Annotated in this window: 21 protein-coding genes; 13 read left to right on the top strand and 8 right to left on the bottom strand. The window is 62.6% G+C overall.

The features are described 5' to 3' along the window. Nucleotides 1-91: 91 nt before the first annotated feature. On the bottom strand, nt 92-1,447 hold the full coding sequence (locus OO12_RS03365) for a methyl-accepting chemotaxis protein (RefSeq protein ID WP_034157212.1): 1,356 nt from the start codon (nt 1,445-1,447) through the stop codon (nt 92-94). 175 nt (nt 1,448-1,622) lie between these two features. Here OO12_RS03365 and OO12_RS03360 point away from each other — a divergent pair, with 175 nt between their 5' ends. Further along, entirely contained in the window at nt 1,623-2,516 is an 894-nt protein-coding gene (locus tag OO12_RS03360) for an ABC transporter ATP-binding protein (protein ID WP_034157291.1), read from the top strand. 13 nt (nt 2,517-2,529) lie between these two features. Beyond that, nucleotides 2,530-6,120, top strand: a complete 3,591-nt coding sequence (locus OO12_RS03355; protein WP_034157211.1) for an ABC transporter permease/M1 family aminopeptidase — start codon at nt 2,530-2,532, stop codon at nt 6,118-6,120. 75 nt (nt 6,121-6,195) lie between these two features. Here OO12_RS03355 and OO12_RS03350 read toward each other — a convergent pair whose 3' ends face one another. Then, on the bottom strand, nt 6,196-7,329 hold the full coding sequence (locus OO12_RS03350; RefSeq protein ID WP_052215509.1) for a GNAT family N-acetyltransferase: 1,134 nt from the start codon (nt 7,327-7,329) through the stop codon (nt 6,196-6,198). Between the two features lie 91 nt (nt 7,330-7,420). On the opposite strand from OO12_RS03350, the gene OO12_RS03345 reads away from it, so the two are divergent. Then, a complete protein-coding gene (locus OO12_RS03345) occupies nt 7,421-7,876 on the top strand; it encodes a DUF2721 domain-containing protein (protein WP_034157210.1) in 456 nt (151 codons plus the stop codon). Nucleotides 7,877-7,894: 18 nt separating this feature from the next. Here the strand turns inward: OO12_RS03345 and OO12_RS03340 are convergent, their stop codons facing one another. From OO12_RS03340 to OO12_RS03325, 4 genes are all read right to left on the bottom strand, one after another. Next, nucleotides 7,895-8,173 carry a hypothetical protein gene (locus tag OO12_RS03340; protein WP_160296730.1) on the bottom strand — a complete coding sequence of 93 codons (279 nt, stop codon included), beginning with the start codon at nt 8,171-8,173 and terminating at the stop codon, nt 7,895-7,897. A gap of 228 nt (nt 8,174-8,401) precedes the next feature. Beyond that, nucleotides 8,402-9,985 carry an amidase gene (locus OO12_RS03335; RefSeq protein WP_052215508.1) on the bottom strand — a complete coding sequence of 528 codons (1,584 nt, stop codon included), beginning with the start codon at nt 9,983-9,985 and terminating at the stop codon, nt 8,402-8,404. A gap of 100 nt (nt 9,986-10,085) precedes the next feature. Then, nucleotides 10,086-10,508 (bottom strand): hypothetical protein, encoded by a 423-nt coding sequence (locus OO12_RS03330; protein WP_160296729.1) that lies wholly within the window; start codon nt 10,506-10,508, stop codon nt 10,086-10,088. 566 nt (nt 10,509-11,074) lie between these two features. Next, the gene (locus OO12_RS03325; RefSeq protein WP_034157207.1) at nt 11,075-11,611 is read right to left on the bottom strand and encodes a hypothetical protein; all 537 of its coding nucleotides are present in this window, start codon (nt 11,609-11,611) and stop codon (nt 11,075-11,077) included. Between the two features lie 106 nt (nt 11,612-11,717). Here OO12_RS03325 and OO12_RS03320 point away from each other — a divergent pair, with 106 nt between their 5' ends. From OO12_RS03320 to OO12_RS27885, 4 genes are all read left to right on the top strand, one after another. Beyond that, on the top strand, nt 11,718-12,992 hold the full coding sequence (locus OO12_RS03320; RefSeq protein WP_034157288.1) for an MFS transporter: 1,275 nt from the start codon (nt 11,718-11,720) through the stop codon (nt 12,990-12,992). Nucleotides 12,993-13,047: 55 nt separating this feature from the next. Beyond that, on the top strand, nt 13,048-13,431 hold the full coding sequence (locus OO12_RS03315; RefSeq protein ID WP_034157206.1) for a PRC-barrel domain-containing protein: 384 nt from the start codon (nt 13,048-13,050) through the stop codon (nt 13,429-13,431). A gap of 22 nt (nt 13,432-13,453) precedes the next feature. Continuing rightward, nucleotides 13,454-13,588 carry a hypothetical protein gene (locus OO12_RS29265; protein WP_268747909.1) on the top strand — a complete coding sequence of 45 codons (135 nt, stop codon included), beginning with the start codon at nt 13,454-13,456 and terminating at the stop codon, nt 13,586-13,588. Nucleotides 13,589-13,960: 372 nt separating this feature from the next. Next, complete coding sequence (locus OO12_RS27885; protein ID WP_160296728.1) at nt 13,961-14,380, top strand: hypothetical protein; 420 nt, start codon at nt 13,961-13,963, stop codon at nt 14,378-14,380. Between the two features lie 171 nt (nt 14,381-14,551). Here the strand turns inward: OO12_RS27885 and uvrB are convergent, their stop codons facing one another. Further along, nucleotides 14,552-16,750, bottom strand: coding sequence for an excinuclease ABC subunit UvrB (gene uvrB / locus OO12_RS03305; RefSeq protein WP_034157204.1), 2,199 nt, complete (start codon nt 16,748-16,750; stop codon nt 14,552-14,554). A gap of 62 nt (nt 16,751-16,812) precedes the next feature. On the opposite strand from uvrB, the gene OO12_RS03300 reads away from it, so the two are divergent. The 5 genes from OO12_RS03300 to OO12_RS03280 all read left to right on the top strand — a co-directional run bounded on the left by OO12_RS03300 (nt 16,813) and on the right by OO12_RS03280 (nt 19,857). Next, nucleotides 16,813-17,361, top strand: a complete 549-nt coding sequence (locus OO12_RS03300) for a DUF3617 family protein (protein ID WP_034157203.1) — start codon at nt 16,813-16,815, stop codon at nt 17,359-17,361. Nucleotides 17,362-17,473: 112 nt separating this feature from the next. Next, complete coding sequence (locus tag OO12_RS26695; protein ID WP_052215507.1) at nt 17,474-17,947, top strand: hypothetical protein; 474 nt, start codon at nt 17,474-17,476, stop codon at nt 17,945-17,947. Nucleotides 17,948-17,955: 8 nt separating this feature from the next. Next, complete coding sequence (locus OO12_RS03290; protein ID WP_052215514.1) at nt 17,956-18,765, top strand: ferredoxin--NADP reductase; 810 nt, start codon at nt 17,956-17,958, stop codon at nt 18,763-18,765. A gap of 87 nt (nt 18,766-18,852) precedes the next feature. Then, nucleotides 18,853-19,290 carry a DUF3617 domain-containing protein gene (locus OO12_RS03285; protein WP_034157201.1) on the top strand — a complete coding sequence of 146 codons (438 nt, stop codon included), beginning with the start codon at nt 18,853-18,855 and terminating at the stop codon, nt 19,288-19,290. A 171-nt stretch (nt 19,291-19,461) separates the two neighbouring features. Then, entirely contained in the window at nt 19,462-19,857 is a 396-nt protein-coding gene (locus tag OO12_RS03280) for a VOC family protein (RefSeq protein WP_034157200.1), read from the top strand. On the opposite strand, the gene OO12_RS03275 is transcribed toward OO12_RS03280, so the two are convergent. After that, complete coding sequence (locus OO12_RS03275) at nt 19,854-20,408, bottom strand: CAP domain-containing protein (RefSeq protein ID WP_034157199.1); 555 nt, start codon at nt 20,406-20,408, stop codon at nt 19,854-19,856. The genes OO12_RS03280 and OO12_RS03275 overlap by 4 nt on opposite strands. Before the next feature lie 38 nt (nt 20,409-20,446). Here OO12_RS03275 and hemW point away from each other — a divergent pair, with 38 nt between their 5' ends. Beyond that, nucleotides 20,447-21,610 carry a radical SAM family heme chaperone HemW gene (hemW, locus tag OO12_RS03270; RefSeq protein ID WP_034157198.1) on the top strand — a complete coding sequence of 388 codons (1,164 nt, stop codon included), beginning with the start codon at nt 20,447-20,449 and terminating at the stop codon, nt 21,608-21,610. Nucleotides 21,611-21,675: the final 65 nt, after the last annotated feature.

The following is a 21,675-nucleotide window of genomic DNA, read 5'->3' as shown; positions in this document are numbered from 1 at the left end:
CGGCGCGCTCTTTCTCATCATGAAATAGATCATGGTTGATGCCGGCTGTTATTCGACGACAGCCAGCCCTGTGACCGTTGGAATAGGACGGTCAGGCAGCGACCCTCGCCGCGAAATCGCCCGCGCTGCCCTTGAGATTGCTCAGCCGCCCATCGAGCACATCGAAGCCGCGCCCGACGCCATCAATATCGGCCGCGACGGTTTCGGTATCCTCGCGGATCGCGGCGATGGTGTTCGACATCGAATCCGCGGCGAGCGCGGTTTCATCGACCGCGGCGGTGATCGCCGTCACCGTCTGCGCCTGTGCTTCCATCGCCAGGCGGATGCGGTTGGCGCTTTCCTGCACTTCGGCGACGGTCGCCTTGATGCCGGCATTGGTATCGACGGTCGAACGGGTGGCCGACTGGATCGCGGCGATCTTGGCGGCGATGTCGTCGGTCGCGCGTGCGGTCTGGTTGGCGAGGCTCTTCACTTCTTGCGCGACGACCGCGAAGCCGCGCCCGGCATCGCCGGCACGGGCGGCTTCGATCGTCGCGTTGAGGGCAAGCAAATTGGTCTGCCCGGCAATGTCGCGGATCAGCGCCAGGATCGATTCGATCGACTTGGCATGATCCGACAGCGTTTCGGACATGCCGACCGCTTGCTCCGCCTGGATCGACGCGCGCATCGCAATGCCGGTCGCTGCCTCCACTTCGGTGCGGGCATCCTCGATCGCGCGGATCAGCCCGGCGGCGGTGTGCGCCGCTTCGCGCATCGCCACCGCGGATTGTTCGGCGGCGGCGGCGACTTCCGATGTCTTGGTCAGCATGCCGCGTGCCGAGGTCGAGCTCCGCGCCGCCTGCTGGCGCAAATTGCCGCTTTCCTGCGTCGCGGATTCGACCGTCGCCGCGATTCCGTCGCGAAACGTGTCGGCCAGCGTGTCGCGTTGCCGCCGCGCATCGAACATCGAATATGCGCCATAAAGCGTGGCGTAGACATCGCATTCGAGCGACCGCAGCCGCGAAAAGACTTCATTCAAGCGCTGCCGCTCTTCTTTCGAACAATCGTAACGGTTCGACAGGATGTCGAGCGCCTTGCTTGCACCCGCGCAGGTCATCGACAGAATCGCGGTGAGCGAGACACCCGCGGCAAAGGCGCCGGCAACGGTGCGTTCGGCGGAACGCACCCATTCGAGCTGATCGGGATGACGATAGCGATTGCGCAGATAATCGATGCCCAGCGCGATCGCGCGTTCATGGTCGTGCGAAACGAAGCGCTGCTGATCGCCGAAGAACCGATGCCATTGTTCCCAATGCGTTTCGGATACCGCGCGCGCATCGGGTTCGAGGATGGTCCAGATCGTCCCCGCGACCGCAATGTCGTCGGGGGTGAAACCGAACAGCGACAATCGTTCGGTGATGTCCAGCGTGGCGCTGATACTGCCGGGTTCGGGAAGGTGCTTCACCATGGCGCTTTCTGTTCGAGACCACCCCGCTTCAGATGGGCGAGCGGCATCCGAGCTTTAGGAAAACGCGGTTAAGAAGAGGTTAGACCCTGGCCGGACGTCAGCTACCAACGCGGATCAAATAGTGCTTTAGCTTTCTAACACACGCGATAAGATGCGGCGCAAAGGGAGATTCAGCGTGCTCGAACTCAACGCCGTCACTCATGTCTATCCGAACGGGACCCGCGCCCTTGATGATGTGACGCTCAGCATTCCCAAGGGGATGTACGGACTGCTCGGCCCGAACGGTGCCGGCAAGTCGACCCTGATGCGTTCAGTCGCGACGCTGCAGACGCCAACTTCGGGCACGATCCGCTTCGGCGACATCGACATCATCGCCGACCCGGAGAAGCTGCGCGAACGGCTCGGCTATCTGCCACAGGATTTCGGCGTTTACCCGCGCGTGTCGGCTTACGACATGCTTGATCACATGGCGGTGCTGAAGGGTGTCGCCTCGGCACGCGAGCGCAAGGAAACGGTCGAGACCCTGCTCAACCAGGTCAATCTCTGGTCGGTGCGCAAAAAGGCAATTGCCGGCTTTTCGGGCGGCATGCGGCAGCGCTTCGGCATCGCCCAGGCGCTGATCGGCAATCCCGAACTGATCATCGTCGATGAACCCACCGCCGGCCTCGACCCGGAGGAGCGCAACCGATTCCTCAATCTGCTGGCTGAGATCGGCGAGAATGTCGTGGTGATCCTGTCGACGCATATCGTTGACGACGTCGCCGATCTCTGCCCGCGCATGGCGGTGCTGGCGGCAGGCAAGATCCAGCTCGAGGGCGCGCCGCTCGACCTGATCGCGCAGACGCGCGGCAATGTCTGGGCAAAGACGATCGATCGCACCGCACTGGACGAGTATCGCGCTCGGCACGAGATCATTTCCACGCGCCTGTTCGGTGGCCGGACGATCATCCATATCCTGTCCGACAGCGATCCGGAGGATGGGTTCGTCACGGCTGAAGGCGGCCTGGAGGATGTCTATTTCTCGACGCTGGCCCGCACGCGCCGCGTCGCCCCGCCGCTCGCCGCTTAAGGGGAGTCCGAGCATGTTCGGCAAGATCGCGCGGTTCGAGCTCCGCTATCAGCTCAGCAGCCCGGTCTTCTGGGTCGTCGCCATCCTGTTCTTCCTGATGACCTTCGGGTCGATGACGGTCGAGCAGATCCAGATCGGCAGCGGGGGCAACATCCACAAGAATGCGCCGGTCGCGATAGCGCAAACGCACATGATCCTGTCATTGTTCTTCATGTTCGTGACGACCGCCTTCGTCGCCAATGTGATCGTGCGCGACGACGAAAGCGGCTTTGGGCCGATGGTCCGATCGACCCGGGTCGGCAAGTTCGACTATCTGATGGCCCGCTTTCTCGGCGCATTCATCGCGGCTGCGATCGCCTTTATGGCGGTGCCGCTGGCGATCTGGATCGGGTCGCTGATGCCCTGGGTCGATTCCGAAACGCTCGGACCGAACCGCTTGGGCGATTATCTCTACGCCTATTTCGTCCTCGCGCTGCCCAATGTGTTCCTGACCGCCGCGATCTTCTTCGCCGTTGCGACAATGACGCGATCGATGATGTACAGCTATCTCGGCGTCGTCGTCTTTCTCGTCCTCTACGTCGTGCTCAATACGGTGATACGCTCGAAGCCCGAATTGCGCGACTGGGCCGGCTATATCGAGCCGTTCGGCCTTGGCGCGTTCGGCAACGTCACCCGCTACTGGACGGCGAGTGAATCGAACAGCGCGACTCCCGGCATCACCGGCGTCTTGCTCCTCAATCGGGCAATCTGGTTCGCCATCGGGCTGAGCGCTCTCATGCTGGCCTATGTCCGTTTCAGCTTCACCGAACGTGGCGCGTCGAAACACACGCTGAAGAAACAGGCGCGCAAGGCGGCGAAGCTTGCCGCGACCGACCCGCTGATCGTCACGACTTTGCCCGCAGCACGCCCCGCCGCCGCGGCCTGGGCCCGGCTGTCGGCACGTTGCCGTTTCGAAATGCGGCTCGTTTTCCGCAGCCCGGCCTTTTTCGTGCTGGTGCTGGTCGGCTTGTTCAACGCGGTCGGCGCCCTGCTTTTCTCCAATGAGATATACGGCACGCCGGGCCGTCCGCTGACTTTCACCACGATCGGCCTCCTGATCGGCGCGTTCACCATCATCCCGCTGATCATCGCGATCTATTATTCGGGCGAACTTGTGTGGCGCGATCGCGAACGCAAGATGCACGAGATCATCGACGCGACCTCCTTGCCCAATTGGGCGTATCTGGTGCCCAAGGCGCTGGCGGTGACCGGCGTGCTGTTCACCACGATATTGATCTCGATCGTTGCGGCAGTGCTGGTTCAGCTCATCCGGGGTCAGAGCAATGTCGAATTGGGCCAGTACTTCACCTGGTATCTGCTCCCGCAAACCGTCGACATGGCAATCCTCGCGATCCTGGCCGTGTTCGTCCAGGCGCTCAGCCCGAACAAATATGTCGGCTGGGCCATCATGGTCGTCTATCTCGTCGCGACCCTCACGCTGAGCAATATCGGCTTCGAACACCCGCTGTACAATTATGGCAGCACCGGCTCACAACAATTCTCCGACATGAACGGCGCCCAGATCGGCGGCGCGCTCGGCTGGTGGCTGCGGCTCTATTGGGGCGCGTTTGCAGTGATGCTGGCGGTGTTCGCGCATCTGCTCTGGCGTCGCGGCACCGAAACGCGATTGAAGCCCCGTCTCGCGCAATTGCCGCGGCGGCTCGTCAGCCCTTCGGGTGCGATTCTCGCCGGCGCGCTGGTCGTCGCGACCGTGACGGGCGGTTTCCTCTATTACAACATGAACATCCTCAACACCTACCGCACCCAGGAGGAGAGCGAGAAGCGGCTGGCGGATTACGAAAAGAAATATCTCAAATATGAGGCGCTGCTACAGCCATCGCTGACCGACATCACGATGAATGTCGCACTCTATCCGGCCGAGCGGCGGGTCGAGACCAGCGGCAGCTATCGCTTCATCAACGACACCGGCGCACCATTGCCGGCGCTGCATGTCCGTCTGCAGGATGAAGATACCCGGATCCTCGCGACCAATATTCCCGGCGCGACGCTCGCGACGGACGATGCGGACATGAAATATCGCATCTACCGCTTCGCCACGCCGCTCGCCCCAGGCGCCACCGGCACGCTCACCTTTCGCACCGAACGCCATCGGCAGGGCTTGCGCGCCAATGGCGACGATCCCACGCTGATCGCCAACGGCTCCTTCCTCAACAATCTCGCCCTCGCGCCGCAGATCGGCATGAACCGCGACGGTTTGCTGACCGACCGGGCCAAGCGCCGCAAATATGGTCTGACGCCCGAGTTGCGCATGGCAAAGCTGGAAGACCGGTCGGCGCAGCGGCGCAACTATGTCGGCGACGCCGACTGGGTGCATTCCGACATCACCGTGTCGACCGATGCCGACCAGGTACCGATCGCTCCCGGCCGCAAGGTCGCGGACACGATCGCGAACGGACGGCGTACCGCGCATTTCGTGTCGGGCGCGCCGATCCTCGCCGTCTTCTCGATTCAGTCGGCGCGTTATGCCGAGAAATCGGAAATGGCCGATGGCGTGAAGCTGTCGGTCTTCTACGACCCCAAGCACACCTACAATGTCGATCGCATGCTCACCGCGATGAAGGCGTCGCTCAGCTATTACCGCGCCCATTTCGGGCCCTATCAGTTCGATTATGCGCGGATCATCGAATTTCCCGGCTACGCCACCTTCGCTCAGGCGTTCGCCGGCACCATCCCCTATTCGGAACGCATCGGCTTCATCGCCGACGCCAAGGACCCCGACAAGATCGACTATGTCACTTATGTCACCGCGCATGAACTGGGCCATCAATATTGGGCGCACCAGTTGATCAGCGCGGATATGCAGGGCGGCACCCTCATGGTCGAGACCATGGCGCAATATTCCGCGCTGATGGTGATGAAGCACATGTATGGCGAGGACAAGATCCGCCGCTTCCTCAAATATGAACTCGACAGCTACCTGCGCGGGCGGGGATCGGACCGGCTCGAGGAACTGCCGCTCGATCGGGTCGAGAACCAGCCCTATATCCATTACCGCAAGGGTGCCGTGGTGATGTACCTGCTGCAGGATCGCCTCGGCGAGGACCGGGTCAATCACATGCTCACCGGCCTGCTCGACAAATACCGCTTCAAGAGCCAGCCCTACCCCCGCTCGCTCGATCTGGTGAACGGCTTCCTGTCGCTGGCGCGCACCCCTGCCGAGCGCGAACTGGTGCTCGACCTGCTCGACCGCATCACCATCTATGACCTGAAGGCGACCACCGCCACGACGCGCAAACTGCCCGATGGCAATTTCGAAACCGCGATCACGATCAATGCCGCGAAATTCTACGCCAACGGTACCGGCGTGGAAAAACCAGCGCCCCTGGCCGACAGCGTCAATATCGGCCTGTTCGACCAGCGACCTGGCATGGGCGCCTTTGCGGCGAAGGATGTGATTTCAATGACGCGCCTGCCGGTCAAATCGGGCCAGCAGGTGATCCGCGTGGTATCGAAGCGCAAACCGGCCTTTGCCGGCATTGATCCGTACAACACCTATATTGACCGCAACAGCGACGACAATGTGACGGCGGTGACGGGAGGATAGTCTCTCTTTGGGCGGACGGTCCTCCCCCGTTCGGGCTGAGCCTTCGACAGGCTCAGGGCGAATGGAAGCCTGCCTTCAGCTATCGTCCGATGGGCTGACTGCCGCCGCAGCCGGAGCATGCGCATTACCGCTGCGCTCCCATACGCTTTTCAGCGCGCGGCCAAGCATCGCCGGCAATCCCGGCCGCACCAGCAGCCAGTCGCGGATCGCCGGGCCCTGCGCCGCGCCGATCACGCGCTTGTAGCCGCTGTCCCCCGCACCCCAATCCACCACCGCGATGCCGTCCTCCAGCGCGCGGACGAGATTGCGGTAGTAAAGCAGCTTCCCCGGCGAATGCTTGCCGAACGCAGGGTCGTAGCTGTTGGCGATGGCGTATTTCAGCGCCCCGGCATTAACGTCGAACGAGAAGGCAGCGGGTGCGCCATCGACGGTGAGAAGTGCTGCCCACATCATCGCCGCCAGTGCCGGATCAGCCGCGGCGGCGCGCCAGAAGGCGCCATGCCCAGTGCCAGTGAACTTGGCATCGCTGCCATCGGTGCGTGCCGCGATCCAGCTCTTCTCCTCGACCGAGGCGAGCGCATCGAACCCGCCAGCGGCCCAATCCGCGCCACTCAGGAAGCGCCAGTCGAGCGCACCATGATCGCCAAGATGCTTTTCGTGGAAGCGGTTCTTGCGCAAGGTCGAATTGCGCGGCCAGGTCCCCTCGGCCTGCGCCGCCGCCATATCGAGCCGATAGCTGTCGGCGACGAAGCGATCGAGCACCGCCCAGCCCTTTGCCCGCGCCGCCGCGAGCAAGGGCTCGAGCGACGGGTCGCCATCATAGATCGGGCCAATGCGCAACGCGTTGACCTCATCGCCAAGTCGGTCGACCAGCGCATTGAAGGCGGTGGCGTCGGCCGTACGGCTCGCGGGAAAACTGCGGAACGGCCAGTAGCAGCCCGGCACCGCCGCCAGCCTGGCTGGCCCCGGACCGAAACGAACCATGGGCAAGGCCGCGACCGGATTGCCGTCCTGCTCAATCACGATCGTCCGCGCCGCACCGCCATAGGCAAGCAGCGCCGCGGCGAACCATTGATAGCGCAGGAAGCGGTGCGTTTCAGGCGCGGCGTCGGCGACCAGGTCGAGCAGCCCCGACAGCCCATCAAGCGCGACCGCGCGCGTCGAGGCGGGCAAGCGGACAAAGTCGTCGAGGAGCATCGGCTTGTTCATGCGCGCTGCTATAGGAGCGATGGGTTACCAACCTGTTCGCACCAGCCGGTTCATGCTTGCCGCATGAGCGCACGCGCGTCACAGTCGCGCGATGTTCTCCACCCCCGCCGTCACCACCATCGCACAGACGATCCAGCTCTCGCTGAGCCCCGTCTTCATGCTTGCCGGGATCGGGGCATTGCTCAACGTCCTGGCCGGCCGCCTGTCGCGCGTGGTCGACCGCGCCCGCGCGATCGAGCAATTGCATCCGCGTTCGACCGGGCCCGAACATGATCGCCATGTATGGGAATTGCGGCTGCTTGACCGGCGCATGACGGTGATCAACCGGGCGCTGGTGCTGGCGGTATCGAGCGCGGTGATGACCTGCCTCGTCGTCGCCGGACTGTTCGTCGCCGAACTGGCCAAGCTTCACATCGGCACGGTGGTCGCGATCTCCTTCATTCTCGCCATGGCGTTGCTGATCGCCGCGCTGGTCTCGTTCCTGATCGAAGTGCGCATGTCGCTGACCGCGATCCATATCCGGCCGGAATTGCTCGAACGAGGCTAGAAAATCGAGCGTCTGTCGTCAGCCGCGCTGGACCAGCACGGCCGCCGCCACGATCAACAACAAAAACAGCCCGGCGGTCGCCGCCGCGATGCACAAAAGGGCCAGCCATGTCCGCGCGCTGCCGAGGCTTGGTCTATGCCCGTCGGTCGCCTTCGTGCCGAGATACGCCAAAGCCCCGAAAACAATCGGCGTCCCTCCTCCCACTGTCATCGCCATCGCCCCGTCCGGGGCCGTGGTTCGCCAGATCATCGCGAACAGGCAGATGCCGGCTATCATTCCCACGATCAACGCGCCCAAAATCAGGAGAATACGCATTGGCACCTTTCGAGAGCCGGTTGAATCGCCGCCGGCGACAGGAGCACGGAAATGAGCGGCCGGAGATATGTTACACCGATATGTAACATATCTTTTCCGCCAGCACCTCGACAGAAATCCTGAACAATATCTCAATATATCATATAGTTACGCTGAAGAAAATAATCCGACCCAGTCGAGAGGTTCAAGGCCGGTGAAGACGGAATCCGTCTATCGCACCCCATCCAGCCCGGGCCCGACATCGGCGATCGGCCGATATGTCGGCGCGACGCGCGCCTGGCTCGCCTGTTCATAGGCATAGCCGGCATTAAGCACAGCCTGATCGCCATAGGCGGTGGCGATGAACGACATGCCGACCGGCAAGCCCTTGACCAGCCCCATCGGCACGGTGAGGTGCGGATAGCCGGAGATGGCGGGCAACTGGCTCGCGCTCGGCCCGTCGAAACCGTCGCCCGACACAGTGTCGCTGAGCCAGGGCAGGCCATAGGTCGGCGCGACGATGATCGTCGCCCCGGCGGTCTTGAGGATCGCGTCGATCCCCTCCGCGCCCGCCAATCGCCGCGACCTGGCGCGCGCACCGAGATATTCCGCATCGGCCAGCCCGCGCGTGCGGGCCGCGATGAGGAAGGTTTCCTGCGCGAAGAAAGGCATTTCAGTCGCCTTGTTCGCCTCGTTAAAGGCGATGACCTGATCGAGCGTGCGCGTCTTCACGCTCGCAGGGGTCGAGGCGAGATAGGCATCGAGATCGGCCTTGAGCTCGGTATGGAGCACATCGCCTTCCGCCTGGCCAATGCCGTCGAGCTTGGGCTGTTTCGCCTCGACCAGCACCGCGCCGGCCTTTTCCAACACGCGCAGTTCGGCCTCATATTTCGCCTTGAGCGCTTCGGGCATATCGGGCCGCAGCACGGCGATGCGCACGCCGCGCAAGCCATCGGCCGACAAGGATCCGGCATAGTCATGCACATATCTGCCCGCGTCGCTGGTGGTCGCGTCGGCCGGATCGGCGGCAACCATCGCGGAAAACAGGATCGCGACATCGCGCACGCCGCGCGCCATCGGCCCCGGTGTATCCTGGCTATGGCTGATCGGCACCACATGGGTACGGCTGACCAGCCCGACCGTCGGCTTCAGCCCGGCAAGGCCGTTCATCGATGCCGGGCAAACCACCGACCCGTCGGTCTCGGTCCCCAATGCCGCCGCCGCAAAGCTTGCCGCGATCGCCGCGCCCGATCCACTTGACGACCCGCATGAACTGCGGTCGAGCGCATAGGGGTTGCGCACCAGCCCACCGACCGCGCTCCAGCCACTCATCGAGCTGGATGAGCGGATATTGGCCCATTCGCTGAGGTTGGTCTTGCCGAGGATCACCGCGCCGGCCTTACGCAATTCGGCCACCACCGGCGCATCGCGGTGCGTGATATTGTCCTTGAGTGCGAGGCTGCCCGCGGTCGTCGCGATCGGATCGAGCGTTTCGATATTGTCCTTGATCAGGATCGGAATGCCGTCGAGCGGGCCGAGTGGTTTGCCCGCCTTGCGTCGCGCATCGCTGGCTCTGGCCTGGGCCAGCGCATCGGGATTGACCGCGATCACCGCACGCAGGGTCGGCCCGGCGCGATCCATCGCCGCGATCCGCGCGAGATAAGCCCTGGTGATCGTTTCGCTCGACGCCTTGCCTTGGACCATTGCGGCCTGAAGCTCCGGGATAGAGCGCTCCTCGATCAACGCTCCCGTCCGGGCGGAAAGCGGCGTCGCGATCACAGCCGCCAATAAAAACGCCAGTCGAAAATGCCGCATCACGCTACCCCCTTCATGCGAAACCGACCGGGCTTCACTCATGCGACAACTGTGCGGCACGGGATGCGCAGCAACAAGCCCGATGCGGGGTCATAGCAGCTCAGGGTATCGGTTCAGCGACCAGCCCATCACTAGCACGGTATGTAATCCTGGCGCCCCGCGCCTGGCTTTCCTGCCGGAAGATACGCGCCTTTTCTGCATGAGACACGAACAGCATGCCGGGCTGCGTCCAGGTCATTCTCAACCGCACGCCGCCCCCTTCGGTAAGGGCAGCGCCATGACGGGAATCGGCAGTAAAGATCACATCCGCCTTCGCTGCATCTTCGCCCGGCGCGCCGATCGTGATGCTGGTGGCATGGTCCCGCGTCGCGCCGCAGTCGCGGATGTAATGATAAGCGACACGGGTGCCGGCAGGGTCGAGCAATTTTTCGACCAATGTGTTGCTGCAGGGATCGCCTCCACCGCAACCGGAGAGGCAGAATATGGCGATCAGGAGCGTCGGCAATTTCATGCGTGCGATCATGATCGCCCCGGAGTGCATTGCCAGACATGAAAAGAGGCTGCCGATGCCCCATCAAGGGCACCGGCAACCTCCTGACATGGTCAGCGGCCGGAAGCTCCAGCTTGGGAGACCATGCGAACCGCTAAGCTCCGATAGACGGCGACGTTGATTAGGGGAAAATACCCCCCGCCGTCATCCCAAAGAGCTAGCGGCGCGTCCCCCGAACGAACTGAACCGACCCCATTGCTGAACCATGAGACATCGGATCACCTCCTTTCGCTTGTTGAAACGGCGCACCCTGCTTGGGCACGACCTATATGTGAATCATCCGAATCGCATATACAAGTCTTGTAATTCACTGCGTTTTCGACGATTCTCTTTCGTCGCTGAAATCGGCCGGACGTGTCTCGCCGACCCGCTCGCGATGTGCCCACTCCCGACCCGCAGTGCTGCTTGAAATAGTGCACTTCACGCTCGTGCTGCTCCGCCCCAATACGCGCCGGACTTGAGCGTGCGGATCATGGTCTCACCTCCTCGCCCCGTGTAACGCAGGAGTCAGGAATCTTGTCCGCGCCCGCTCTGTTCGTCTAGCGTCGGCAATCCTCGGTCACGCGCATGATCTCGGCCCAGGCGGGCAAGACCAAAGTCGGAAATCCCGGTTGCTGCACCACGAACCGGCCTCGGCTGAAGCCCATCGCATCAAGCAGGCTGTCGCGCGCGTTGATCGATACGCCGAGCGAGGCAAGCGTGCCGCCAAGCGGGGTCGTGTTGAGCGTGCGCATCACGGTCGAGGTGCGGATCGTCATCGGCACCGCGCCGGCGGCACCCCCTGCGCGCGAAAGATAGATCGCGCCCGCATCACGATCGCAGCGCAGCATCAGCGTCACCTCGCCACCCGACACACCGAACGTCGCGACCGAACCGCGCGCATCCTGACGATAGACCCAGTCGCCCGGCGTGAACGGCCAGTCGCGCCAGTCGCTGCCCAGCGGCGCGGGGGCGGGCATGGGTGTCGGCGCCTGGACCGGCGGCAGCGGCCGGGGCGCAGGACGGGGCGGCGGCTGGGACGGCGCCACGCACCCTCCCAACACGACGAGCAGGGCGAGGAAGGGAAGCGAACGCATGTCAGCGTCTATGAGCGAAGCCCGCGACAGGCTCAACCGTCGACGCGACTATTTCCTTGGCGAACGTGCCGGGATGAGCGACGTATCCGATCAGGGGAGGGCATTTATGGCGCTGGATGCGAAACGGCTGAAATCGATTATCGGCGGATCCGCGGGCAATCTCGTCGAATGGTATGACTGGTACGCCTATTCGTCGCTATCGCTGGTGTTCGCCGCGACTTTCTTTCCCAAGGGCGATCTGACCGCGCAAATGCTCGGCACCGCGGCGGTGTTCGCGGTCGGCTTCCTGATGCGGCCGATCGGCGCCTATGTGATGGGCCGTTATGCCGACACGCATGGGCGCAAGGCCGGGCTGGCGCTGTCGGTCGGGCTGATGTGCGCAGGGTCGCTGATGATCGCTTTCGTCCCGAGCCATGACACGATCGGGATCGCCGCCCCGGCGATCCTGTTGATCGCGCGCATGATCCAGGGCCTGTCGGTCGGCGGCGAATATGGCGCCAGCGCGACCTATTTGTCGGAAATGGCGACGCGCGACCGGCGCGGTTTCTGGTCGAGCTTCCAATATGTCACGCTGATCGGTGGACAGCTCACCGCGCTGGCAGTCGCGGCAATCCTTCAGGCGACACTCAGCAAGACGCAAATGGCCGACTGGGGCTGGCGCATCGCATTCCTCATCGGCGCGGTGCTGGCGCTGGTCGTCTATATCCTGCGCCGTCGCCTCGCCGAAACCGAAGCGTTCGGCAAACTCGACCCCAACCGACCCAAGTCGGGCTTGCTGGCACTGTGGAAAGCGCATCCGCGCGAATTCGTCCTGGTGGCGGTGATCAGCGCCGGCGGCAGCTGCGCCTTCTACGCCTACACCACCTACATGAAGACCTTCCTGACCAACACCAGCGGCTTCGCGGTGCAGACCGGCACGTTCATCATGACCGCCGCCCTGATCGTTTACATGCTGGCACAGCCGGTGTTCGGGCTGCTTGCCGACTGGCTTGGACGCAAGCCGATGCTGTTGCTGTTCGGCTTTGGCGGCATGATCGTTTCGGTGCCGGTGTTCACCATCCTGGCAACGACGCGCGACCCGGTCATCGCCTTTGCGATCATCCTCGTGCCGCTGATGCTGCTCTCCGCCTACACGTCGATCAGCGCGCTGGTGAAGGCGGAACTGTTCCCCGCGCATATCCGCGCACTGGGCGTCGCATTGCCCTATGCGATCGGCAACGCGGCGTTCGGCGGGTCGGCGGAATATGTCGCCTTATGGTTCAAACAGGGCGGCATCGAATCCGGCTTTTACTGGTATGTCACGGCGGTCGTCGGCGCGGCGACCATCGCCTTTCTGATGCTGCCCGAAACCAAGCGCACCAGCCTGATCGAGGAAGACTAAGGAACCGCAGCCCGAAGTGATTGTTTCGCCACCGACTCCAAAAAAGGGAAACCCGATGTCCAAAGCGTCAGACGAACCCACCCAGTTGCTGATCCAGTCCAACAAGGTCGATGTGATGCCGGTGCGCAGCCGCGACGGCGACAAGATCGGCTATGTCTACGCCTTCATGATCAACAAGCGCAGCGGCCAGGCGGTCTATGCGGTACTGACGATCGGCGGATTCCTGGGCATGGGCAAGGCCTATTACCCCCTGCCCTTCAGCCTGCTCTCATTCGACGCGGTTGCCGACACCTATATCGTGACGATCGACCGCCGCGTGCTCGAAGGCGGCCCGAGCTGGGCGGCGAACGCGCCGGTGTTCGACCAGGCCTATGCCGACCGGGTGGCGAGCTATTACGGCGTCGGCAAGGAAGACCTGTCGCTTACGGTCACCGCATAGCGTTGACGTGGCTTGGTATCCGATGGTCGATATCAAGCGCCCAATCGCCAAGTGCCGACGGGGCCAAGTCGAAGCGGCCGAGCGGTTCGAGTTCCGCCAGCCGCGTGCGTCGCTGTTGATGAAAGGCAAGATCAACAAGTTCGCGTGGATACCTTGATTGATATGGCCGGGCATGCCGCCTTCATGTTGAGATGACGATCGCCGAGGTGGGCCTGACGCCTGGATCTAAAGTTGCCCCCCGGCGACCTCTTCGCAATCCGCACCCTCCGCATGGTGAGGCACGAGCAGTATAGTGCGAGGAATTCTTCAAAAGTAGTAAGCCAGCTCTGGCTGAACGATTGAACCAGTTTAGTTACAAATTATATATAAAAATAGTCGGAACTATGCTTTCCTGTGATGGCGCCGTGATCATTCAATCGACTTCAGCCCAATCATTGGGCTTTGGGGTTGACAAGTGCCCTGAGAGCGCATCGGCAGGAGATGATTAATGAAGATCGTAATAATCTTAGCCTCGCTTAGCTGTTTCAGCATGGCAACCCCCGCAATGGCGACTCCCATACTGGCTCCGTCATTGAACACACAGATGTCAATGATTGGAACTTTAAACGTTACCGTAATGAACAATCAAACTCCCTGTTATATTTCTTTTTCAGGGAAAATAACTCAAATGGGGACGTCAACTACTCCAGGAGAGATTACTTTTACGAGCAATCCACTCATCGGCTGCACCGGATTCAGTGTACAAGGTCCGGTGATATTGAAAACCACGTTTCCAACATCTTGGACTTTTAGCCAATTTAAACTGAATACACCATTTGGCCAATGCGATTTCATGAATAGTACAATTTCTTACACCAACCCAACAAGAAAAATGTACGCAAATACAAGTGCTGGAATTTGTCAAAATCTTTTGATTGAATCAGAAATGGGTGCAAACGTCTATTTCTGAAAATAGAAATCCTGGAATCTTCGCCGATTTATAAGAGACGCCTCCAGGATTTACCCAGTAAATATTAACCATCAATTCGAGCCTTTTAGTAAATGCCCCTTCCTCGAGCCAGGTGCGATGCGACGTTCCGTTCAGGCCACTAGAAACGCGATTAAATCTACCCTTCTTCGATCAGGTCCTTCGCCCGCTTCCACCCATGCGCATCTTCTGGCTCTTGCCATAGCGCGTCTTGCGCGTGCCCGGCTTGCCCTCGTTCGAGCGGCCCATCATCGGCGCTTTCTGCTGATCGACCGGCAGCCCCAGCTCCTCCTGCTCCAGCTGGCGGATCTCGTCGCGCAGGCGGCCGGCGGTCTCGAATTCCAGGTCGGCGGCGGCGGCGCGCATCTGCTTTTCGAGATCCTCGATATAGGCGCGCAGGTTATGGCCGACCATGTGCGGGCGGTCTTCGTCGATCTCGATCGTGACTTGATCACGGCTCGCCACGTCCTTGATGATATCGCCGATATTGCGGCGGATCGTCTGCGGCGTGATGCCATGTTCTTCATTATAGGCGAGCTGCTTTTCGCGGCGGCGCCCGGTCTCGTTCATCGCCCGCTCCATCGAGCCGGTGATGCGATCGGCATAGAGGATCACGCGCCCGTCGACATTGCGCGCGGCGCGGCCGATCGTCTGGATCAACGAGGTTTCCGAACGCAGGAACCCTTCCTTGTCGGCATCGAGGATCGCGACCAGCCCGCATTCGGGGATATCGAGCCCCTCGCGCAGCAAGTTGATTCCTACCAACACGTCGTAGACTCCGAGTCTAAGATCACGGATCAGCTCAATTCTTTCGAGCGTCTCGACATCGGAGTGCATATAGCGGACCTTCAGTCCCGCCTCATGCATGAACTCGGTCAGATCCTCCGCCATGCGCTTCGTCAGCGTCGTGACCAGCGTGCGATAGCCGGCTTCCGCCGTCTTCTTCGCCTCGACGATCAGGTCCTGCACCTGTTCCTCGACCGGCTTGATCTCGATCGGCGGATCGATCAGCCCGGTCGGGCGAATGACCTGTTCGGCGAACACGCCGCCGGTCTGCTCCATCTCCCACCCGCCCGGCGTCGCCGAGACATAGGTGGTCTGCGGGCGCATCGCCTCCCATTCGTTGAAGCGCAGCGGGCGGTTGTCGATCGCACTGGGCAAGCGGAAACCATATTCGGCGAGCGTCAGCTTGCGACGATGATCGCCGCGCGACATGCCGTTGATCTGGCCGATCGTGACATGGCTTTCATCCACGAATAACAAGGCGTTATCCGGCAGATATTCAAACAATGTGGGAGGAGGCTCACCCGGCATCCGCCCGGTCAGGAAGCGCGAATAATTCTCGATTCCGGCACATGACCCAGTCGCGGCAATCATCTCGAGATCGAAATTGGTGCGCTGCTCCAGCCGCTGCGCCTCAAGCAATTTCCCTTCCGGCACCAGTTCCTTGAGCCGTTCCGCGAGCTCGAACTTGATCGCCTCCATCGCTTGTTTCAACGTTGGCCCGGGCGTCACATAATGGCTGTTGGCATAGACGCGGACATAATCGAGGCTCGCGACCTTCTTCCCGGTCAGCGGATCGAACTCGACGATCTCCTCGATATCGTCGCCGAAGAACGACACGCGCCACGCCGTGTCCTCATAATGCGACGGGAAGATTTCGAGATTGTCGCCCTTCACGCGGAAATTGCCGCGCTGGAACGCCGCGTCGTTGCGCTTGTATTGCAGTGCGACGAGCTTGCGCACGATCTCGCGCTGATCGACCGACTGGCCTTTTTTGAGGTCGAAGATCATCGCCGAATAGGTCTCGACCGAACCGATACCGTACAGGCACGACACCGACGCAACGATGATCACGTCGTCGCGTTCGAGCAATGACCGGGTCGCGGCGTGGCGCATCCGGTCGATCGATTCGTTGGTCGAGCTTTCCTTCTCGATGTACGTGTCGGAGCGCGGCACATAGGCCTCGGGCTGGTAATAATCGTAATAGCTGACGAAATATTCGACCGCATTCTCCGGAAAGAACGACTTGAACTCGCCATAAAGCTGGGCGGCGAGGATCTTGTTCGGCGCGAGGATCAGCGCGGGGCGCTGCACCGCCTCGATCACCTTGGCCATGGTGAAGGTCTTGCCCGAACCCGTCACGCCGAGCAGCACCTGGTCGCGCTCGCCGGCTTCGGTCTGTTCGACCAGTTCGGCGATCGCGGTCGGCTGGTCGCCCGACGGCGTATAATCGCTGACCAGCTTGAACGCCTTGCCGCCTTCCACCTTGGGCGGGCGCGCCGGGCGATGCGGGATGAAGCTCTGCCCGGTTTCGGGCTCGTCGAGACTGGTGCGAATCTGGATTGCCATAGTTGGAGGATATGGGGATGCATGGCCTTCACGCAACGAATGCGGACGGTGGGAGGAAACAAATGATCGGCCTGCGTACAGCCGCCCTCCTGCTGGCGCTGACCGGCTCCGGCGCGACCCTCGTCGGCCAGGCGGGGACACCAGCCCCGCTTGCCCCCGTTTCGAAACAGGAACTGGTCAAGCGGATGGGGCTGACGCCGGGTCAATGGCATTCGGCGGGGCGCTTCATCCATATCGACATTCAACCCACCAAACCCGGCGGCGGCGTGGACGGCAAGGCATTCGCCGAGGCGCAATCCAAAATCGGTCAGATATTTCAGACCGACATCTGTCTCGATACCGGGGTCGCCGCCAATAATGACCTCGCGCTGCCCGGCATCAGCATCGGGCAGGATTGCCGGCTTGATCTCAGGGCCAACGGCAGCGGGCATGAATTCACGGCGAATTGCGGCACGACGGGCGTGGCCGAGACGCGGGTCAAGGTCGTCGGAACTCATTCCACGACGACAATGAAGGATATGATCGAGACCGATTTCGTGTCGCCAGGCGCCGGGAAAAAGATGAACGTCAAGATCTCGATGACCTCCAACCGTGTCGGGGAATGTCCCTGACGCACAAGCGCTTCGCCACGCTCCGGAATCGCTGAGCTTTATTCAGAAAGCTATTGCGACTTACTCTCATTATCGATAGTCGCGCTCCCACACTGTCGTGAGGAGTTCCGCCATGTATCGTTTCGTCGATCGTCCGCTGACGCAGCTCGACGATGACATGGCCTTTCTGGTCGAAGCGATGCGGACATGGGTTGGCGCGTCCATGGCGGGGCGTTGTGCCTGCGCCGCGTTGCGCGGGCCATTCGCACGGCACGGCATGCCCGAAGCGCTGCCGGATTTCGGCATGGCGATGGCGGCGCTCAATATCGACGGCCTTGCCCGGCTGAGCTTCGCACCGCCCGGCTATGTGCTGGTCAATGACGACGAAGCCCGCCTGCTCGCCTTGTTCTCCGCCAGTCGCGCACCCGACCCCGGACCATTGCGACGTCATGCCGCCGGCCTGGTCGCGGAAGATGCCGTGCTGTGCCTGATGCTCGCGGTGGAACGGGTCGGCGCCGCCTTCCCCATCGCCACCCCCACCACGCGGGGGAATACCCCTCCCAGGAACGCCCCTCGCGGGAACGCCCCTCGCAGAAACGATAGCTGATCATGAACATGTACGTCCGCACGCCCCAGCGCATTCCCGACCATCCGGCCTTCGCCACCGGCGATGTACGCTGGGTCAGGCACTGGAACGAACATCTGTTCAGCTTCGCGATCGACCGCCCCGCCAGCTTCCGTTTCCGCTCGGGCGAGTTCGTGATGATCGGACTGCCGGGCGAGGCGCGCCCATTGATGCGCGCCTATTCGATCGCCAGCCCGGCCTATGCCGATGAGCTGGAATTCCTGTCGATCAAGGTGCCGGGCGGCCCGCTGACCGGGCGGCTGCAGACCATCCATGCCGGCGACCAGGTCTATCTCGGCCGCAAGCCGACCGGCACGCTGGTGTGCGACGCCCTACTCCCCGGCAGCCGGCTGTTCCTCTTTTCCACCGGCACCGGGCTGGCGCCGTTCCTCAGCCTGGCGCGTGACCCGGATATCTATGATCGCTTCGCGCAGATCATCCTCGTCCACTGCGTTCGGCGCGTCAGCGACCTCGCCTATCGCGACGAACTGACCGCGCAACTGGCCGGCGATCCGCTCGTCGGCGATCAGGCGCTGCTGCAATTCCATTATATCCCGACCTGCACGCGTGAGCCGTTCCACACCACCGGGCGGATCGGCGGGCTGATCGATGACGCCACGCTGTTCAGCCCGCCGGTCGGCGGCCCGCGCATGCTTGATCCCGCCACCGACCGGGTGATGCTGTGCGGCAGCACCGGCATGATCCGCGATCTCGGTGCGATGCTCGAATCGATCGGCTTCGACGAGGGATCGAACGCCAATCCGGGCCGCTTCGTGATCGAACGCGCCTTTGTCGATTGACTCATCTCGCCCCCGGCCGATCCGCGCATTGCGATAGCGCACGGATCGGCCGATAAGACCGGCGGAACTTATTGCCGGAGTGATGCGATGAACCGCCTGCTCGTCTGCCTGCCGTTCGCCCTGTTGATCAGCGCGGCGCCCGGTCCGCAAATCCAGCCCGGCAAATGGGAAACCAGGATCGAGATCCTCGACGTCAAAATGCCCGGCGGGCCACCCGGCGTGGCGGCGGCGATGAAGGGCAAGCCGCGGGTCGTGACGGCCTGTGTGACCCCGGAACAAGCGGCACAGGGCCCTCGCGATGCGATGAAGGCCGATCCAAAATGCAAATTCTCCCGCTATTCGATGGCCAATGGCCGGATTTCGAGCCAGCTGGTGTGCATCCGCCCGCGCGGCACGATGACCATGACGTCGCAGGGCAGCTACACCCCGACCTCGTACAGCACGATCGGTCAGGGCGTGATGACCGGCAAGGCGGCAATGACCATCACGACCCGCACCAATGGACGCCGTCTCGGACCTTGCTAGAGCTCGATTCAGCAAGACGGCACCGGATCAAATTCTAGTCAAACCGGCTACGGCTCGGGGTGACAGGAAGCAGGCTGCGAATTCGATGGCCGTCAGGGCGACATCGGCGCTACGGATCGGCGGATGGAGCGCCACGGGCAATGGCACGGGCGCGGTAATGGGAGCAGGACAATGATCGGTTATACGACGCTCGGCACCAACGACCTTGATCGGGCGCTGGCCTTTTACGACGGGATGGTTGAGGCGATGGGCGGCAAGCGGCTGATGACCATGCCCGACGCCCGTGGTTTCACGCTGTACGGCGCGGGCCGCGGCAAGCCGATGCTCGCGGTAACCCGGCCCTATGACGGCGGCACGGCAAGCGCCGGCAACGGGACGATGGTGGCGCTGATGGCGGACAGCCGCGCGCAGGTCGATGCGATCTATCACAAGGCGATCGAACTGGGCGGCAGCGACGAAGGAGCCCCCGGCCTGCGCGGTGGAGTCGGCGACCAGGCATTTTACGGCGCTTATTTTCGCGACCCCGACGGCAACAAATTCTGCGCCTATCGGACTGGCCCCGCCTAAGGCAGCTGCCCGACGACATTGCCCGGCGGCGTGTAACGGCACACGAGATAATCGTCCTGGTCGTTGCTCGCCGTGGCGCAGCCGAACTCGGTCGTCCGGCCCCAGATGATCTGGGTATAATGCGCGACATCCTGCCATTTGCCGCTGGTGGAGAAATACGGCGTCGGTGCGCGGCGATAAAAGCGCTGCTCCTCGACCCAATGCCCGATCATTTCGTCATAGCGATAGGCGCCGCGCGTGCCGGTCCACAGATTCTCGCCCTGCGCGCTGGCCCCGCGCGGTTCGTGCGAATGTTCGAACCGGCGCGATCGCGCCATGTCCTGCGCATAGCCCCGCGCATCGGCGGCAAGCGTCGCATTCCATGCCAATGGCGCGGCGCCGGTCCGGGCGCGGGCATCATTGTGCCCCGCGAGCATCGCCTTGCGCAGCAACGCATCCCCGCGCGGGGCAACGCCGGAAAAGGTGCGTTCCTCGGTCACTCGCGCCGGCCCGTTCGAACAGCCGGCCAGCAGCAACCCGATCGACAACAACCCCCGTGCCAGAACTCGCATCTTCCTTAACTCCTCGCACAGGGTCATAGCACGCCGCCATGAACCCCGCAGAAATCACTCAGGATCTGGCGCTCTACGTCCATTGGCCGTTCTGCGTGTCGAAATGCCCCTATTGCGACTTCAACAGCCATGTCCGCGACGGTGTCGATCAGGCGGCGTGGCGCGCGGCCTTGCTCGCCGACCTCGCGCATGAAGCGATGCTGACTCCGGGGCGCAAGCTTGGTTCGATCTTCTTCGGCGGCGGCACGCCCTCGCTGATGCCGCCCGAAACCGTCGCCGCGATCCTGCGCGCGGCCGAAGACAGCTGGGGCTTTACCGACGGAATCGAAATCACGCTCGAGGCCAATCCATCATCGGTCGAGGCGGCGCGTTTCGCCGACATCGCGGCCGTCGGGGTGAACCGCGTGTCGCTCGGCCTGCAAGCGCTCGACAATGAAGCGCTCGCCTTTCTCGGCCGCGCGCATGATGTGGACGAGGGACTGGCGGCGCTGGCGACCGCGCAGGCCGCGTTCGAGCGCGTCAGCTTCGACCTGATCTATGCCCGGCCCGATCAGCGACTGGCCGATTGGGAAGCCGAGCTGGCCCGCGCGCTGTCCTTCGGCACCGAGCATCTGTCGCTCTATCAACTGACCATCGAACCCGGCACGCGCTTCGCGACCGAAGCAGCGGCGGGTCGGATCGTCATCCCCGATGGCGACGCGGCGGCCGATTTGTTCGAGGCGACCCGCGCGATGACTGCCTCGGCGGGGCTGCCCGCCTATGAAATCTCCAACCATGCCCGGCCCGGTGCGGAGAGCCGCCACAATCTCGTCTATTGGCGCTACCAGGATTATGCCGGGATCGGCCCCGGCGCGCATGGGCGGCGCAGTGGTTTGGCAACTGTACGGCGCAAGAAGCCGGAGAATTGGATGACCGCGGTGGCGCGCAACCAGCATGGCATCGAAATCGAGGAAGCGCTCAGCCCGGCCACGCGCGCGACGGAAGCGCTGTTGATGGGCCTGCGCCTGCGCGAAGGGGTCGATCTGGCACGGATCGCAGCGATCGGCGACTGCAGCATCACTGACCTGATCGACGAACGCGCCCTGGCGAGGCTGGAGGATCAGGGGCTGGCGCAGCGCAACGACAACCATCTGCACATCACCGAGGCCGGCATGTTGTTGCTCGATGCCATCCTGCCGGTACTGCTGCGGCAAGACAGCTAGGGCGGTTTCGAGCGGGTTGATTCCCCCGTTCACCCTGAGCCTGTCGAAGGGCACGCGCAGGGGCT

It is taken from the genome of Sphingomonas sp. ERG5 (genome assembly GCF_000803065.1).
In the GTDB taxonomy this organism is placed as follows: domain Bacteria; phylum Pseudomonadota; class Alphaproteobacteria; order Sphingomonadales; family Sphingomonadaceae; genus Sphingomonas.
This window is presented reverse-complemented; position numbering and strand designations above follow the sequence as displayed.